Below are 15,525 nucleotides of genomic sequence, written 5' to 3' on the forward strand. Positions count from 1 at the left end.
GGACAGATACTTCAGCGTCTATCTGCGTTATTCTGCTTCTATTTCTTTTAATTTCTCTATTTCTGACATAATTCTTTCTGTAATTGAACTATAAGCTTCGGATGAATCAAATCTCATTGGAATTCCAAATTTTACTTTTAATTTACTGAAACTTGGAAGCTTGTCGGAATTCATTACAGCAACCGGAATAACCGGTGAATTTGAAGCAACAGCTAACATGGCTGCGCCATTTTTTAATTTTCTTATTTTCCCAGGCTTATATCTCGTCCCTTCCGGGAAAACCAGGAGCGAATCCCCGTTGCCCAATATTTTAAGCGCATTCTTTAACGCCCCTATATCAGTATTACCCCTGTCAACCGGAAAGGCATTCATTTTTTTGATACACCAGCCAAAAACTGGAATATTAAAAAGTTCTTTTTTTGCAATGTAGTGTATAGGTTTCCTGATACAACTACCGACAAGCGGGGGATCAGCGTAACTCTGGTGGTTTGCAGCCAAAATATACGAACCCGACCCAGGCAAATTTTCCAACCCGGTTACTTCCCTTAGATAAATTATTTCAAAAATTACCTTTGAAATAAACCAACCCAACCAATATATCATTAGCGTCTTTGCATCGCAGAAAATCGTCCATGTGTTCACGTGTTGATGTGTTCATTGAAAACCCAGAAAAACGTTCATGTGTTCATGTGTTGATGTGTTGAAATGTTTATCAAAATCACACCACCGCGAACAAATGAACACGTGAACATGTGAACGCCGTTCATCTCCCGTGAACGCTCTTCATCAATTTTAATCGCAAACGAGGGAGAAATTTTTGAAGAGCCTGAATTTGCGACTTTTATTATTCTTTTTAATCCAGAGCGAAGCAAGAAATTTTCGCAGAGCCTAGATTTGCGACTACGCTCTCAGGAGCAAATCTCAGAGCGAGTTGGTGCCGAGCGACTCAAGAAAATTTACTTGCGAGTTTTATTTCATTTAGTATTTTTTCAGCAACTTGCTGAGCCATCATATTTGACGAATCAATTACTATTGCGTCTTTTGCTTTTCTTAAAGGGTTTATTTCCCTGTGTTCATCATTATAATCTCTTTTTTTAATCGCTTCATATATGCTTTTCAAAGAAACCTTTTTACCGCTTGTCCTTAGTTCTCTCCATCTTCTTAACGCGCGTTCGCCGGGTTTTGCATCAAGATAAAACTTTTTCTCTGCCTCGGGAAAAACATCCGTTCCTATATCCCTGCCTTCCATAACAACTCCGCCTTTTTTACCTAATTCTCTTTGTTTTCTTCTTAAAACCTCTCTTACGCCCTGGATTGCCGCTATAGTATTTACATTTTTTGTAACATTTGTCGTTCTAATTTTTCCAGTTACATCTTTATCATCAACCGTTACTCTCAACTTTTCACCCGATTGAATAAGCTTAATATTCATTTTTTTAGCAAGTTGAACTATTTTTTCGTTATCATTTAAATTAATTTTACAATTAAGTACTTTCCACGTAACAGCACGATACATAGCGCCACTGTCAATATAAAGAAAATTTAATTCCCCGGCAATAATCCTTGCTATTGTCGATTTCCCGGCCCCTGCAGGACCATCTATTGTTACAATTGGTTTTTTTTTCACTTTGTAATATTTTTTAAAATGTTCCAAAACTCCGGGAATGAAATATTCACACACTCTTTATCTTTTATTTCCGTGTCACCATCGGCAACAAGCGAAGCAATTGCCAGTGACATAGCAATCCTGTGGTCTTTGTATGAATCAACTTTTGCACCTTTCAATTTTGTAGGACCTTTTATTACCAAACCGTCTTCGTATTCCTCTATATCCGCACCCATTTTTTTTAGTTCTGATGACATCGCTTTTAAACGATCAGTTTCTTTTACCCGCAATTCCCTTGCATCCGTAATTCTTGTGGTCCCTTCCGACTGTGTTGCGGCAACTGCAATAATCGGTATCTCGTCAATTAATAAGGGTATCTCTTCTCTTCCTATTTCCGTCGATTTCAGATCTGTCGATTTTATAACTATATCAGCAACCGGTTCACCGGCAATTTTTCTTTTATTTTCAATTGAAATCTTTGCACCCATCCTCTTTAGAACATCGATAACGCCTGTCCTGGTCGGGTTCACTCCTACATTTTTTATTCTTAATTTCGAATTCTTAATTATTGCCGCTGCCGCTATAAAAAATGCCGCTGAAGAAATATCACCGGGAACATAAATATCGGATGAACAAAGTTTTGCGGGACCCTTTACTGAAACGGTATTATTTTTTACAATAACTTTTGCTCCGAAATTTTTCAGCATTCTTTCAGTATGGTCACGGGATTTCTCCGGTTCGGTAAAACTTGTAATTCCATCAGCATAAAGTCCAGCCAGTAAAACACAAGATTTCACTTGCGCCGATGAAAGTCTTGATTCATATTCTACCGGGTTCAGGCTCGTACCTTCAATCTCTATCGGTAAGCAGCCGTCGCTTGATTTTATTTTTGCACCCATTTTTTCAAGCGGCTCAATGATTCTTCTCATAGGTCTTTTAGAAAGCGACTCATCCCCGGTAATTTTAGTTGTAAAACTTTGACCTGCAAGTATTCCCGAAAGGAGCCGTACTGTCGTTCCTGAATTACCTGCATCTAAAATCTTCAACGGTTTATCCAGCTTCAAACCGCTTCCTTTTACAATAATTTCGTCGTTCTCTTCCGAAATAGATACCCCAAGTTTTTTCAAGCAGTTCATTGTCGAAATACAGTCTTCTGCTTTGAGAAAGTTCTTTATACGGGTTTCCCCTTTTGAAACAGCAGAAATCATTAACGCTCTGTGGGATATAGATTTATCGGAAGCAACTTCTATTTCTCCGGCTATTTTTACCATACTTTATCTCTTTTAACTTTTGCCTTTTTGAAAATATCGTAAAGCTCCTTTTTTGACTTTGCATTTTCAATTTTTGATAATTCATTTACATATTTTTTTACCGCTTTTATAACATTTGACCGGTTATTGAAAATTATATCAGCCCAGATTCCGGGATCAGAAGATGCAATTCTTGTAGTATCCTTCAAACCACCGCCCGTAAATCTAAAATCATCAATTATATTTATTAATGAAAACGCCAAAACGTGCGGCAGGTGACTTGTCAAAGAGCTTATTTCGTCATGTCGCTCAGCTGATATAATCTCTACTTTTGCTTTCATCGCTTTCCATATTCCTTTTATAATATTTAATGCCTTCTTATTAGACTTTTTAGTAGAAGTCAGAACAACAACAGCATTTTTAAAAAGTTTATTAGAAGCATATTTGACGGATGTTTTTTCAGAACCTGCTATTGGATGACCGCCGATAAAGACGGGAGCGGAATTGTGGGATAGCGGGATAGCGGGATAGCGGGATTGAGATAAAAATTTCTCAACTTCTTCTACTATCGGGGCTTTTACACTGCCTACGTCTGTGATTATTGCGCCTTTTTTGCAGAAAGGTATAATTTTTATGACTGTATCTGCAATAAGTCTGACTGGAAGACAAATAAATATTATATCGGCATTTTTAACACCGTTCTTTATATCGGTTGTAACTTCGTCAACTGCTCCGAGTTTTTTAGCAAGTTTTAACCTGTCAATATTCCTGCCAATACCAATAATATTTTCAATCTTTAATTTTGAATTTTTAACCGCCAACCCTATGGAACCGCCTATAAGCCCGACACCGATTATCGCTATTGTCATATCACCATTAAACTTTCATTGAGTTATTGGGTTATAGGGTTATAGCGTTTTAGGGTTTTAGGGTTTTTAACTCTATAACTCTATGAACTCTATGAACTCTATAACTCTATAACTCTATAAACTTCTTCCTACTGCTTCGGCAACTAATTTTAATTCATCCATCATTTTATCAAACTGATGGGGCAACAGGGATTGTGGACCGTCTGAAAATGCGTTTTCTGGATGATTATGAACTTCTAACAACAGACCATCTGCACCACAGGCAACTGCTGCTTTACACATAGCAGGAACATACTCGCGTACTCCTACACCGTGCGACGGGTCAACAAAAACAGGCAAATGTGAAAGTTTCTTTATTACCGGAACAGCATTCAAATCGAGCGTAAATCTTGTTGCTGTTTCGAAAGTTCTTATTCCTCTCTCACATAAAATAACATTATAATTGCCCTGTGCTAAAATATATTCTGCCGACATTAAAAACTCTTCTATGGTTGCAGAAAATCCTCGTTTGAGTAAAACCGGTCTTTTACTTTTACCCACTTCTTTTAACAAATCATAATTTTGCATGTTTCTTGCACCAATCTGCATAATATCTACATACTTGGCAACAAGAGCAACCTGATTTATATTCATTACTTCGGTAATCGCGGGAAGTCCTGTTGCTTTTTTAACTTCTGCAAGATACTTCAAGCCTTTTTCTCCAAGTCCCTGGAATGCATATGGAGATGTTCTCGGCTTAAAAGCACCGCCCCTTACCATTTTTGCCCCGGAATTTTTAACCGCTTCCGCAATTTCGTCAAGTGATGCTTTTGATTCCACAGAACAGGGACCGGCAGCGACAAATATCTTCTGTCCCCCGATTTTTAACCCGCATATTTCAATAACCGTGTTATCTTTTTTGAACTCGCGACTAACCAATTTATACGGTTTTGAAATCGGGGTAATAAAAGCAACCACGTCCATTGCCTCAAAAATATCTCTTTTCAGGATAGCATTCTGACCTATAACGCCTATAACTGTCAATTCTTTGCCCTGAGAAAGGTGAGGCGCAAATCCTAATTCTTTAATCTTTTTGCAAATTAAATCAACATCTTTTTTTGCTGCTTTAGGTTTTAGCGTTAAAATCATTTTATTTTTATAATCTCCTTAATAAATTTTTTATTTTCATACGGAGTGCCAATTGTAACTCTTATGAAATTTTTAAAGCCATATTCCCCCATAGCCCTTACAATAATTCCCTTGCTTAAAAGTTTATTAAAAACAGATTGCCCGTCGTTTTCCATGTTTATAAGAATAAAATTACCCGCTGAAGGGATATATTCCAGTCCTATTTCATCTAATTCTTTATACAAATATTTCTTTTGTTCAAGAACCATTTTTTTCGATTTCTTCAGGTGTTGTTTATCTTCCAATGCCGCAACAGCACCGGCTTGAGCGACTGATGAAACGTTAAACGGCGGCCTTATTCTTTCCATATATGATATTATTTCAGGAGATGAAATCCCGTAACCGACTCTTAAGCCCGCAAGCCCGTATATTTTTGAAAATGTCCTTGAAAAAATAACATTCAATCCTTTTTTCAAATATTCAATCCCCAGCGGGTAATCAGTCTCACCAACATATTCCGCATAAGCCTCGTCTATAAAAGTAAGCGGGGAGCAGGGAGTAGGAAGTAGTTTAAAATAATTATCAAATTCATTTTTTGTATTGTATGTTCCGGTCGGATTGTTCGGGTTTGCAATAAATACAATTTTTGTCTTTTCTGTAACCGCACCGGCCATTGCTTCCAAATCATGCTTGTAATTCTTCATCGGGACTTCAATAACTCTACATTCCATTAAATCTCCGGCCATTTTATACCTTATAAAAGCGTGTTCGGAAGCCACTATTTCATCACCGGGATTTAAGAACGTTTTGCCTACGAGCTCAATTATTTCGTCAGTGCCATTCCCGAAAATAACCTGATTTTCACCGACGTTATAAATCCCTGCTATTTTTTTTCTTAAACTAAAACAATTCCCGTCCGGGTAAATATTAATTCCGTTTAACATTTTTTTTATAGCAGAAACTGCCTTCCGTGAAGGACCCAGCGGGTTTTCATTAGACGCTATTTTAATAACTTCCTTAAGATTAAATTCCCGCTTAACATCCTCAATAGGTTTCCCCGGTATATAAGCCTGGAAATTCATCACATTTTTCCTAACAAAATTTTTATCCATTTTTTCCTTACTAATATCCTATAAGTTTTATACTAATTTAATTTCGAGCAAAGCTAGAAATTTCATCCTACCTTAATCGCAAACGAGAGAAAAATTTACCCTATCCTAATCGTAAGCGAGGGAGAAATTTCTGAAGAGCCTGAATTTGCGACTTATTCTTTCCAGGAGCAAATGTTAGAGCGAGTTCCAACGAGCGTCTCGAAGAAATTTGCTCCCGAGCGCTATTCGCCAGTAGGATACGACCCCAGCACCTTCAGCATAGTACAGTTACTTTCAAGTTCCGATAAAGCTTTTTTAACATTTTTATCTTCAATATGACCCATGAAATCAATAAAAAAAATGTATTCCCACGCTTTTTTCTTAGTCGGTCGTGATTCTATTTTAGTAAGATTAAGTTTGTGCTTTTTAAAAGGAATCAGCATATCATGAAGTACGCCAATCCGGTCTTTTGCAGAAAACATAATTGATGTCTTATCGCTTCCGGAAATAGACGGACTCTTCTTACCTATTACAAGAAATCTTGTGAAATTATTTTTAAAATCCTCTATGTTCCTGGCTATAACGTTGAGTCCATATACTTCACTGGCAACAATTGAGGATATAGCAGCAGTGTTTTTTTCTTTTTTAGCGAGCTTAGCAGCTTCAGAAGTAGACGCTACTTCCACAACGCTGACGCCTCTTAGATTTTTTTCTATCCAATTTCTTGTCTGTGCTATCGGTTGCGGATGAGAATAGACTTTTTTTATTTTCCCAAGAGACGTCTCAGTAGACAATAAACAATGGGAAATCTCAAGAAATATTTCCGAAGTAATCTGTAAATCTGATTCAATGAACATATCAAGCGTATGATTGACAATGCCTTCCGTAGAATTCTCAATGGGAACGACCCCATAATCAGCACGGTTTTTTTCTATTTCCGTAAAAACATCTTTTATCGAACCGACAGGGATATAATCAACATATTTACCGAATATTCTTATAGCGGCAAGATGAGTGAATGTCGCTTCAGGTCCAAAATATGAAACTTTTATTTTTTTCTGTATTGAACGGGAAACATTTAATATCTCTTTAAAAATATCCGATAAACATTCGTTAGGAATAGGACCTTTATTTAATTTAATTATATTTGAAATAATCTCTTTTTCTCTTACCGGGACGAAAACCTCTTCTTTCTTACTCGATTTAATCTTACCTATTTTAATAGCCAGTTCTATTCTATCGTTTAAAAGTTTTAAAATATTTTTATCTATAACATCAATTTTTTTCCTTATTTCCCCAATCATCTTCCCCCCTGAACGCTGATTTTTTAATCTGCGGACATCAGCGTTTCCCTCAAGCATCATAACAGATATCATTCTTTCTTCTGTTTTGTTTTTTCTATATGAAAAAAAATCTTTATTGTGAGTACAAACATCTGAAAAGCTGATTTTGCTAACGCCTGCCGTATTTATTTGTTTCTTAGCAACTTTATCTAAATCAGTATCGTAACAACATTTTTTTATATGCGGTCCGACCGCAACAAAAACATTTCCGGGGTCCGAATGAAACACCTTTTCCATTGTGCCGATTGCCCTACTAATAATCTTTTTTTCAAGACCGACACGACCCGCATGAACCAATCCGATTATTTTTTTCACTTTATCGTAAATAAATACCGGCAGGCAATCAGCAGTAAAAACGGCTAGCGGAACATTATTTTTATTAGTTATAAACCCGTCTGTTGAATAAAATATTTTATTAATATCTTTTTTAGTAACAATCTTTATATTATCGCTGTGTGTCTGTTTGCCGAAAACAACTTTTTTTATTCCAAAATATTTTTTCAGGTAATACCGGCGATTTTTTTCGTTCTTCATATCGCCGTATAAAACAGTAGTAGTAAAACCAATTACACCGTATTTTTTAAGTTGATTTTCAAAATATAAACCGTTTTTTAATTTCCACATTAAACTAAGCAGTTGTTCCGCTCTCAGAAGTTATACCACGGATATTCATCATCAGCTCTTCCGGATTAGTCGCAGCTGCCAATGCGTCCTCAAGTGAAATATTACCAGAATTATAAAGACTTAAAAGCGACTGGTTGAACGCCTGCATACCATAATATCCGCCTTGTTTTATTGCCTGTGCTATTTCACCCATAGTATTTTGTTCAATATATTTTTTTACTAACGCCGTGACAACAAGAATTTCACAGGCGGGAATTCTTCCACCTTTTAAATTTGGAAGGAGCCGCAGGGAAATAACACCCTTTAAGGTATCTGCTAACTGAAGCCGAATCTGATTTTGATGATACGGCGGAAACATATCGACAATTCTGGTTACTGTTTCTATTGCATCAATAGTATGAACTGTAGAAAAAACAAGATGGCCTGTTTGTGCTGCGGTCAGCGCTGCTGCCATAGTATCCCTATCACGCATTTCTCCGATTAAAATAACATTCGGGTCCTGCCTGACAATATTTTTCAAAGCCTCAATGTAAGAAGTCGTATCAATTCCGAGTTCTCTCTGGGAAATTATGGAAACTTTATCTTTATGCAGAAACTCTATCGGGTCTTCTATTGTTACAATATGAGCACTGCGATTTGAATTTATATGATCAATCATTGCTGCAAGAGTGGTAGATTTACCGCAACCTGTGGTACCAGTAACCAGCACAAGACCCCTGTGATTATCCGCTATCTTTTTTATTACCGGAGGAAGATTAAGCGAATCAAACGGGGGTATTTCAATCGGAACATACCTCATTGCGATATTAATGCTTCCTCTTTGACGATAAATATTACCCCTGAATCTCCCAACACCCGCAATCGGATAAGACAAATCATACTCGCCTTTTTGATTAAACACTTCACGCTGTTTTATATTCATTATTGACTCTACAATCTTTTCCATATCCGTCGCTGAAAATGTTTTTCCTTCAAGAGATTCTAATCTTCCGTCAATTCTCAAAACGGCATTAGTATTTGCCCTCAAATGTAAATCAGACGCTTTTTTAAAAACCATAAGTTCAAGAAGCTCATTTAGTTCTTCCATAAAACATATGCTCCTATTTTAATTTTCTCACTTTTATTCTTTTATATGCCGGTATATCCAGGTTTTCTTTGTTTAAAACATCCTCTTTCTTTCTCTCTTCATTAAAAATAATTTTTTTTTGCTTTGATAATTTTCTTTCACCGGAAAATCCGGTAGCAATAACCGTAATTTTTAAATTATCGTTTAATTCATCATCAAACGCCTGACCATAAATAAGATGTGCGTCGGGTGATGCTGCACTATGAATTATTGACATTGCAGTGTCTATCTCCGACATTTTCAAGTCTTTACTGTTTCCTGTAATATTAACCAAAACACCTTTTGCACCGTCAATACTTACATCTTCTAATAACGGACTAGAAATAGCCATCTTTGTAGCAACTGTTGCACGGTCATCACCGGAAGCCTCACCAAAACCAAGCATAGCATCACCTGCACTTAGCATAATTGTCTTAACATCCTGAAAATCAACATTTATCATACCATGAGAGGTTATGATGTCGGATATGGATTGAACAGCTTTCTTAAGAACTTCGTTAGCTTTTTCAAAAGTTTGTGTAGCGAGAGTATCATCGTCTATTATTGAAAACAAACGCTGATTAGGAATTTCAATTAAAGCATCAGTATATGCTTTTAATTCTTTTATTCCTTCTTCGGCTATTGCCATTTTAACTTTACCTTCCCACATAAACGGTTTCGTTACTACTCCGACAGTAAGAATGTTTGCTGATTTCGCTATCTTTGCTATAACAGGAGCTCCGCCGGTTCCGGTACCGCCTCCCATACCTGCAGTAATAAAAAGCATATCGGTGCCCTCTAATATTTGCGCTATTGAAGAAATACTTTCTTCAGTTGCCTGTTTTCCTATTTCGGGTCTTGCACCGGATCCCTGGCCCTTTGTTAATTTAGGACCAAGCTGAATTTTGTGTTCTGCAAGTGACTTCTTAAGCGCATCGGCATCAGTATTTGCTGAAATAAATTGGACACCTTTTAAATTTGAAATAACCATCAGATTAACTGCATTTCCACCGCCGCCGCCCACACCAATTACCTTAATATTTGCAGGGGAAGTCTGTGGATCATCAATAATTTTCATTTTCATAATTTTAGTGCCTCGACAGCCGCTATACCATATCCTCAAACATCTTTTTTATTTTTGATACAACACCTGACTTTTTAGATATATATCTGTTTGATCTTTTAAACTCAGATAAGTAAGAATATTTCACAAGACCTATACCACAGGCAAGAGACGGGTCGGCTATTCCATTTACAGAACCTCTTATATACTGCGGAATACCAATTCTGGACGGCATCTGTAACATTTCTTCACACGCTTCTTTCATGCCTAAAAGCTGGCAACCGCCGCCTGTAATAACCGAACCGGCAGAAAGCATGTCACGATATTGCGTTTTTATTATTTCCTCATTAACAAATGATAATATTTCTTCAACTCTCGACTTTATGATATCACAAAGTATCTTACGGGATACTTTTTTTTGAGTTCTACCGTCAATAGAAATATAAGTTACTTCCTCCTTGGAGTCTATTAGAGATGAAACCGTTGAACCGTATTGTTCCTTCAGATTCTGTGCAACGTTATAAGATGTGACTAACCCGCGGGCGATATCCATTGTTATACTATCGCTCCCAAGAGCTACTTCTTTAATGCATCTGCTTGAACCGTCAAGATAAACCGCGATATCGGTAGTCTGGGCGCCCATGTCAATCAATACACACCCTATTTTTTTCTCTTCCACGGAGACGGTAACTTCTCCTGTTGCAAGAATACTTGAAACAAAATTTTTACAAACAAAACCGGCGTTACTGACACATTTTGCCAAATTATTTATAGCTGATGTTAACCCAATAATTATATGAACATCTACTGATAAATGCGAGCCTTCCAAACCTACCGGATCTGTAATTCCCCTATGTCCATCTACAATGAATTCCTGAGGTATAATATGTATTATTTCCTTGTCATAGTTAAGCCGTATCATTTTGGCTGAAGATATCACTTGCGCAACATCATCACTGGTAATCTCCTTGTCAGTCCGGGTAACATTTATGGCTGTAGAATGATTCAGTGACTCTATGTTCTGTCCTTTTATGCTTACAACAACTTCATCATCATCTATTTTTGTATCAGCCATTTCTTCTGCCTGGTCTACTGCTGCGGTAATTGCAGCTTCCGTCTCCTTCATACCGACAACAGTTCCATGTCTAAGCCCTTTACAGGGAGCTATACCTATACCTATTACTTCAGGTAAATCTGATTCTTCTTTTTTTGCAATTACACAAGCAACTTTTGAAGACCCGATATCAAGACCTGCAATAACTTTTTCCCTTGCCATTTAACATCAGTGAGTGGTAAGTAGTACTTGCCTCGCCAAGATATAACGGCGGGCTTGCCCCGCCAATATTTAGCGGCGGGCTTGCCCGCCAAAGATTCAGTGGCGGGCTTCCTACTTTCTACTTCCTGCCTCCTGCTTTGTCCTTAAAACGACCTCTTTATGTTCTTTTGAAAAATCACGCATATTTATATATTCTGCTTTTTTCCCTTTCATTTCCAAATCAGAAAGAACTTTTTCAAGATAAGTTACTTTATAAGCGATATCTTCAGGTAAACCCATACAAACTTTACAATTATCTTCGAAAAAAAATATTAAATCGTCAGGTGCGAGCGCAGTCACGCCTGTAATACTCTTATATATAGGCAAACCGGAAACTTCTTTTAAAAATTTAATACATGCCGTTTTGTTTTCTATAGTCATGTTTTCAGAGAGTTTCGGCAGAACCCTGTAATCTACGGGTAATATAAACGCTTTTAAATACTCATCAATACCGATTCTTTTATCTGAAACCTTAACTTCAGCAAGGGGAATTCTCTCGCTAATTTTCACCACGATCCTGCCCGGCAAGTATCTACCTATAGAAACATCTCTTACATTTGAAAACTTTTCCTTTAACTGGGACTCAGCCTTTTTTAGTTTAAGCCGGAAAATGTTTTTTCCGTTAAAATCCAAATAATCAAGAACTGCCGCTTTTTCAACTATATTATTACCTTTTATCTCAGTAGATTTTACATTAAAAACCTGAGATGTCAATAAAAATTTTGCTGTCAGGTTGACGGCAAAACCAACGACAAACAATATTGCACATATTACCGTTATTGCAATTAAAGCTTTTCTTCGTTTTTTATTGTTTTCTAATTTAGTTTTGAGTCGAACCGCAACTTTATGCTTTTTCATCTAAGGAAAACATCATAATTTTCTTCAACATTTCATTAAAAGATATCCCGTCATATTTTGAGGCATCCGGGAAAAGTGAGGTACTTGTCATTCCGGGTATAGTATTAACTTCGAGCACGTAAATATCACTCTTTTTATCTACTATCATATCTACCCGTGACATCACCCTGCAGCCAAGCGCTTTGTGCGATAAAAGTCCTAACTCTCTTGCTTTATTTATAATATTTTTAGGAAGACGGGCGGGTATTATGTGTTGTGAACCGCCTGATGCATATTTTGAATAAAAATCATAAAACTCATTTTTAGGAACAATTTCTATCGGAGTAAGCGGATTTTCACCTAAGATAGCAACTGTTATTTCCTTTCCTTCAATATATTCTTCAATAATCGCTTCCGTATCATATTTCAGGGCATTTTTAATTGCTTTTACAATCTGAGATTTTTCTTTGACAATAGTAACACCGATTGCGGAACCTTGTTTAGAAGGCTTGACAACAAAAGGCAGTCCGAGGTCCGAGGTCCGAGGTCCGAGGTCTGAAGTAACAACACACCACTTTGGGGTGTTTATGTTGGCTGATTCAAAAATTCTTTTTGAGTATATTTTATTCATTGACAGTGCGGATGCTAAAACACCGCAACCGCTATACGGAACACCTGCAATTTCCAAAAGTCCCTGCATAGTACCGTCTTCGCCTCCCGGTCCATGCAAAGCAATAAAAGCAAAATCAATTTTTTCCGATAAAAGTTTCTTTATAAAATCTTTCTTGCCGGAATCTATAAGCACAATATTATACTTCTCTTTTTTTAAGGCACTTGCAATAGCAGAACCTGTTTTTAGCGAGATTTCCCGCTCACTTGATTTCCCGCCATAAATAACCCCGATTTTCCTTATTTTCATAATTACTTCAAGATATATTTCCCCTATAACCCTATAACTCTATAACTTATTTTCCTATTATCTTTATTTCCAATCCTAATTTTTTTGAAAATTTATCTTTAACTTTTTTCTGGACTATTTTTATCAATTTAAGGATATCTGAAGCCGTCGCATTGCCTGTATTATTTATGTAATTTGCATGTAAACCAGAAACAACTGCATCACCAACCGATACGCCTTTAAGCCCTGCCTTATCTATAAGGCGAGAAGCATAATCATTGTCCGGGTTCTTAAAAACACAGCCGGCATTAAAATATCCTATCGGCTGTGTTTTTGCACGGCGAAGTAATAATTCATTCAGCTTTTTTATTATATCACTTTTATCTTTCTTTTTCAATACGAATTCAGCAGAAATAACTATGTTTTTTTCCGGTATATCTGAACTCCTGTAAGAAAACTTTAAAGATTTTTTATCTATCTTTTTTATACCGCCTTTCTCATCCATTATTGTTACCGATTTAACGATTGAACCGATATTTCCATCTTTCGTTCCGGCGTTCATAATAACGGCACCGCCAATAGTACCCGGAATACCTACAAGAAATTCCATTCCGCCAAGACCGTTATCGGCACATTTTTTCACGAGAAGCTGCAGGGCGCAACCACCGCCGGCTATTACATTGTTTTTATCCAAATTAAAATCTAAATTGAAAAAATCTCCGGTTAGCCTGATAACAATTCCCCTAAACCCTTTATCTTTTATCAAAATATTTGAACCAAAACCGACCACTAAATAATCAACTTTTTTTTCACGAATATATTGTAAAAGCTGTTTTAGTTCGCCGGTCGTTTTCACTTCAACATAAAAATCGCAGGGACCGCCGACACGAAATGTAGTACGCCTGCTCATCGGTTCAGACTCAAGAACTCTTCCGCTAGTGATTTTTGAAATTTCAGAATGGTTTAGTTTCATTTAATATTTTTAATATCTCTGCTGATTTTTTCCAGACATCTCCGGCACCGAGAGTAATAACCACATCTCCGTTCTTTATTTCCTTAGCAAGATTTTCTACGCTAACTAATTTTGTAACATCTTTTTTTGATTCTTTTTTAATCGAATCAATAATAGTCTGCGAGGAAATCCCCGGAATAGGTTCTTCACTTGCTGCATAAATATCAAGGACTCTTACCATATCGGCATCAACAAAAGCGGTGCCAAACTGGTCTTTAAGGAATTTTGTTCTTGTATACCGGTGCGGTTGAAACAGAACAAGCACTCTACTGTCAGGGTTAACCGACCTGACTGCAGAAAGCGTAGCTTTTATCTCTGTCGGATGATGTCCATAATCATCAATGAAAACAACATTTTTATAATTACCTTTCTTTTCCAGACGACGGCCAACACCATTAAAATCAAATAGCGCCTTTGCAATTTTAGAAAATTCTATTTCCAATTCATACCCGCATACTAAACTTGCAGTCGCATTTAATATGTTATGCCGACCCGGGATTTTTAATTCTATTTTTCCCATATTTTTATTATGATAAGAAACATCAAATTTAGTGCTCGCAGGCGTTACATTAACGTTTTCTATCTTAAAATCAGCAGAATCATTAAAACCATACGTATAATATTTTCTCGTAATTTTAGGAATTATGCTTTTCAGGTTTTCATCATCACTACACAAAATTGCACAACCGTAAAACGGAATTTTATTTATAAATTCTATAAATGCCGATTTTATATTATCAAGAGTGCCATAGTGATCAAGGTGGTCGTTGTCTATATTGGTAACGACCGCGAATGTCGGAAATAGTTTCAAAAAAGAACCGTCAGATTCATCTGCTTCAGCAACAAGATATTCGCCGTGACCTAATTTGGCACCTGTACCGAAATTATTAAATCTTCCTCCTATAACAACAGTAGGGTCAAACCCTGCGTTAGCTAAAATCAAAGATGCCATTGAAGTTGTGGTTGTTTTACCGTGACAACCTGCGATTGCTATTGAATATTTTAACCGCATCAGTTCGGCAAGCATTTCAGCACGGGGAATCACCGGAATTTTATGCAAACGCGCAGCGACAACTTCAGGATTATCTTTTGTAACAGCAGTTGATGTTACAACGACATCTACTACTGAATTTTCTATATTTTCTTTCCTGTGCCCTATTTCGATCCTGGCACCAAGTTTTTTAAGCCGTTTTGTAACATCGGATTCTCTTAAATCAGAACCGGTAATATTAAAACCGAGATTTAAAAGCACTTCTGCAATACCCGACATTCCGCTTCCGCCAATTCCTACAAAATGAATATTTTTGAATTTTTTTCTAAACATATATTATTTGTGCGCTCCGCTCTCCCGACCTTTAGTCGGGCTAAATTATGAATTGAATTTATTTTATAAAGCACCCCTGAG

Annotated in this window: 14 protein-coding genes and 1 pseudogene; all 15 read right to left on the minus strand. The window is 36.8% G+C overall.

The features are described from left to right. Positions 1-27 precede the first annotated feature (27 nt). Complete coding sequence (locus tag PHE88_03070) at positions 28-603, minus strand: lysophospholipid acyltransferase family protein (GenBank protein MDD5686800.1); 576 nt, start codon at positions 601-603, stop codon at positions 28-30. 343 nt (positions 604-946) lie between these two features. Continuing rightward, positions 947-1,627, minus strand: a complete 681-nt coding sequence (gene cmk, locus PHE88_03075; GenBank protein ID MDD5686801.1) for a (d)CMP kinase — start codon at positions 1,625-1,627, stop codon at positions 947-949. Beyond that, positions 1,624-2,877: a 3-phosphoshikimate 1-carboxyvinyltransferase gene (gene aroA, locus PHE88_03080; GenBank protein MDD5686802.1), complete on the minus strand. Its 1,254-nt coding sequence runs from the start codon at positions 2,875-2,877 to the stop codon at positions 1,624-1,626. Before aroA ends, cmk begins: the two co-directional genes overlap by 4 nt. Then, positions 2,871-3,725, minus strand: a complete 855-nt coding sequence (locus tag PHE88_03085) for a prephenate dehydrogenase (protein MDD5686803.1) — start codon at positions 3,723-3,725, stop codon at positions 2,871-2,873. Before PHE88_03085 ends, aroA begins: the two co-directional genes overlap by 7 nt. Positions 3,726-3,839: 114 nt before the next feature. Further along, positions 3,840-4,853 carry a 3-deoxy-7-phosphoheptulonate synthase gene (gene aroF / locus PHE88_03090; protein ID MDD5686804.1) on the minus strand — a complete coding sequence of 338 codons (1,014 nt, stop codon included), beginning with the start codon at positions 4,851-4,853 and terminating at the stop codon, positions 3,840-3,842. Further along, on the minus strand, positions 4,850-5,944 hold the full coding sequence (hisC, locus tag PHE88_03095) for a histidinol-phosphate transaminase (protein MDD5686805.1): 1,095 nt from the start codon (positions 5,942-5,944) through the stop codon (positions 4,850-4,852). The genes aroF and hisC overlap by 4 nt, the downstream gene beginning before the upstream one ends. 221 nt (positions 5,945-6,165) lie before the next feature. Further along, the gene (gene pheA, locus PHE88_03100; protein MDD5686806.1) at positions 6,166-7,227 is read right to left on the minus strand and encodes a prephenate dehydratase; all 1,062 of its coding nucleotides are present in this window, start codon (positions 7,225-7,227) and stop codon (positions 6,166-6,168) included. Between the two features lie 69 nt (positions 7,228-7,296). Continuing rightward, positions 7,297-7,800, minus strand: a pseudogene (locus PHE88_03105) (polyphenol oxidase family protein). Between the two features lie 94 nt (positions 7,801-7,894). After that, on the minus strand, positions 7,895-8,977 hold the full coding sequence (locus PHE88_03110) for a PilT/PilU family type 4a pilus ATPase (GenBank protein ID MDD5686807.1): 1,083 nt from the start codon (positions 8,975-8,977) through the stop codon (positions 7,895-7,897). A gap of 13 nt (positions 8,978-8,990) precedes the next feature. Further along, positions 8,991-10,079 carry a cell division protein FtsZ gene (ftsZ, locus tag PHE88_03115; GenBank protein ID MDD5686808.1) on the minus strand — a complete coding sequence of 363 codons (1,089 nt, stop codon included), beginning with the start codon at positions 10,077-10,079 and terminating at the stop codon, positions 8,991-8,993. A gap of 22 nt (positions 10,080-10,101) precedes the next feature. Next, a complete protein-coding gene (gene ftsA / locus PHE88_03120) occupies positions 10,102-11,334 on the minus strand; it encodes a cell division protein FtsA (GenBank protein MDD5686809.1) in 1,233 nt (410 codons plus the stop codon). Between the two features lie 111 nt (positions 11,335-11,445). Next, a complete protein-coding gene (locus tag PHE88_03125; GenBank protein ID MDD5686810.1) occupies positions 11,446-12,231 on the minus strand; it encodes an FtsQ-type POTRA domain-containing protein in 786 nt (261 codons plus the stop codon). Next, positions 12,218-13,129 (minus strand): D-alanine--D-alanine ligase, encoded by a 912-nt coding sequence (locus PHE88_03130; protein ID MDD5686811.1) that lies wholly within the window; start codon positions 13,127-13,129, stop codon positions 12,218-12,220. The genes PHE88_03125 and PHE88_03130 overlap by 14 nt, the downstream gene beginning before the upstream one ends. A gap of 46 nt (positions 13,130-13,175) precedes the next feature. Further along, entirely contained in the window at positions 13,176-14,081 is a 906-nt protein-coding gene (gene murB / locus PHE88_03135) for a UDP-N-acetylmuramate dehydrogenase (GenBank protein ID MDD5686812.1), read from the minus strand. Next, positions 14,062-15,444, minus strand: a complete 1,383-nt coding sequence (gene murC / locus PHE88_03140; GenBank protein MDD5686813.1) for a UDP-N-acetylmuramate--L-alanine ligase — start codon at positions 15,442-15,444, stop codon at positions 14,062-14,064. Before murC ends, murB begins: the two co-directional genes overlap by 20 nt. Positions 15,445-15,525: the final 81 nt, after the last annotated feature.

The organism is Elusimicrobiota bacterium (assembly GCA_028718185.1).
Taxonomy (GTDB): Bacteria; Elusimicrobiota; UBA8919; order UBA8919; family UBA8919; genus JAQUMH01.

Excerpts from the sequence above, each read along its gene's own strand:
- PHE88_03070 (MDD5686800.1), bottom strand. The coding sequence starts at position 603 with ATGATATATTGGTTGGGTTGGTTTATTTCAAAGGTAATTTTTGAAATA.
- aroA (MDD5686802.1), bottom strand. The coding sequence starts at position 2,877 with ATGGTAAAAATAGCCGGAGAAATAGAAGTTGCTTCCGATAAATCTATA.
- PHE88_03085 (MDD5686803.1), bottom strand. The coding sequence starts at position 3,725 with ATGACAATAGCGATAATCGGTGTCGGGCTTATAGGCGGTTCCATAGGG.
- aroF (MDD5686804.1), bottom strand. The coding sequence starts at position 4,853 with ATGATTTTAACGCTAAAACCTAAAGCAGCAAAAAAAGATGTTGATTTA.
- hisC (MDD5686805.1), bottom strand. The coding sequence starts at position 5,944 with ATGGATAAAAATTTTGTTAGGAAAAATGTGATGAATTTCCAGGCTTAT.
- pheA (MDD5686806.1), bottom strand. The coding sequence starts at position 7,227 with ATGATTGGGGAAATAAGGAAAAAAATTGATGTTATAGATAAAAATATT.
- PHE88_03110 (MDD5686807.1), bottom strand. The coding sequence starts at position 8,977 with ATGGAAGAACTAAATGAGCTTCTTGAACTTATGGTTTTTAAAAAAGCG.
- ftsZ (MDD5686808.1), bottom strand. The coding sequence starts at position 10,079 with ATGAAAATGAAAATTATTGATGATCCACAGACTTCCCCTGCAAATATT.
- ftsA (MDD5686809.1), bottom strand. The coding sequence starts at position 11,334 with ATGGCAAGGGAAAAAGTTATTGCAGGTCTTGATATCGGGTCTTCAAAA.
- PHE88_03125 (MDD5686810.1), bottom strand. The coding sequence starts at position 12,231 with ATGAAAAAGCATAAAGTTGCGGTTCGACTCAAAACTAAATTAGAAAAC.
- PHE88_03130 (MDD5686811.1), bottom strand. The coding sequence starts at position 13,129 with ATGAAAATAAGGAAAATCGGGGTTATTTATGGCGGGAAATCAAGTGAG.
- murB (MDD5686812.1), bottom strand. The coding sequence starts at position 14,081 with ATGAAACTAAACCATTCTGAAATTTCAAAAATCACTAGCGGAAGAGTT.
- murC (MDD5686813.1), bottom strand. The coding sequence starts at position 15,444 with ATGTTTAGAAAAAAATTCAAAAATATTCATTTTGTAGGAATTGGCGGA.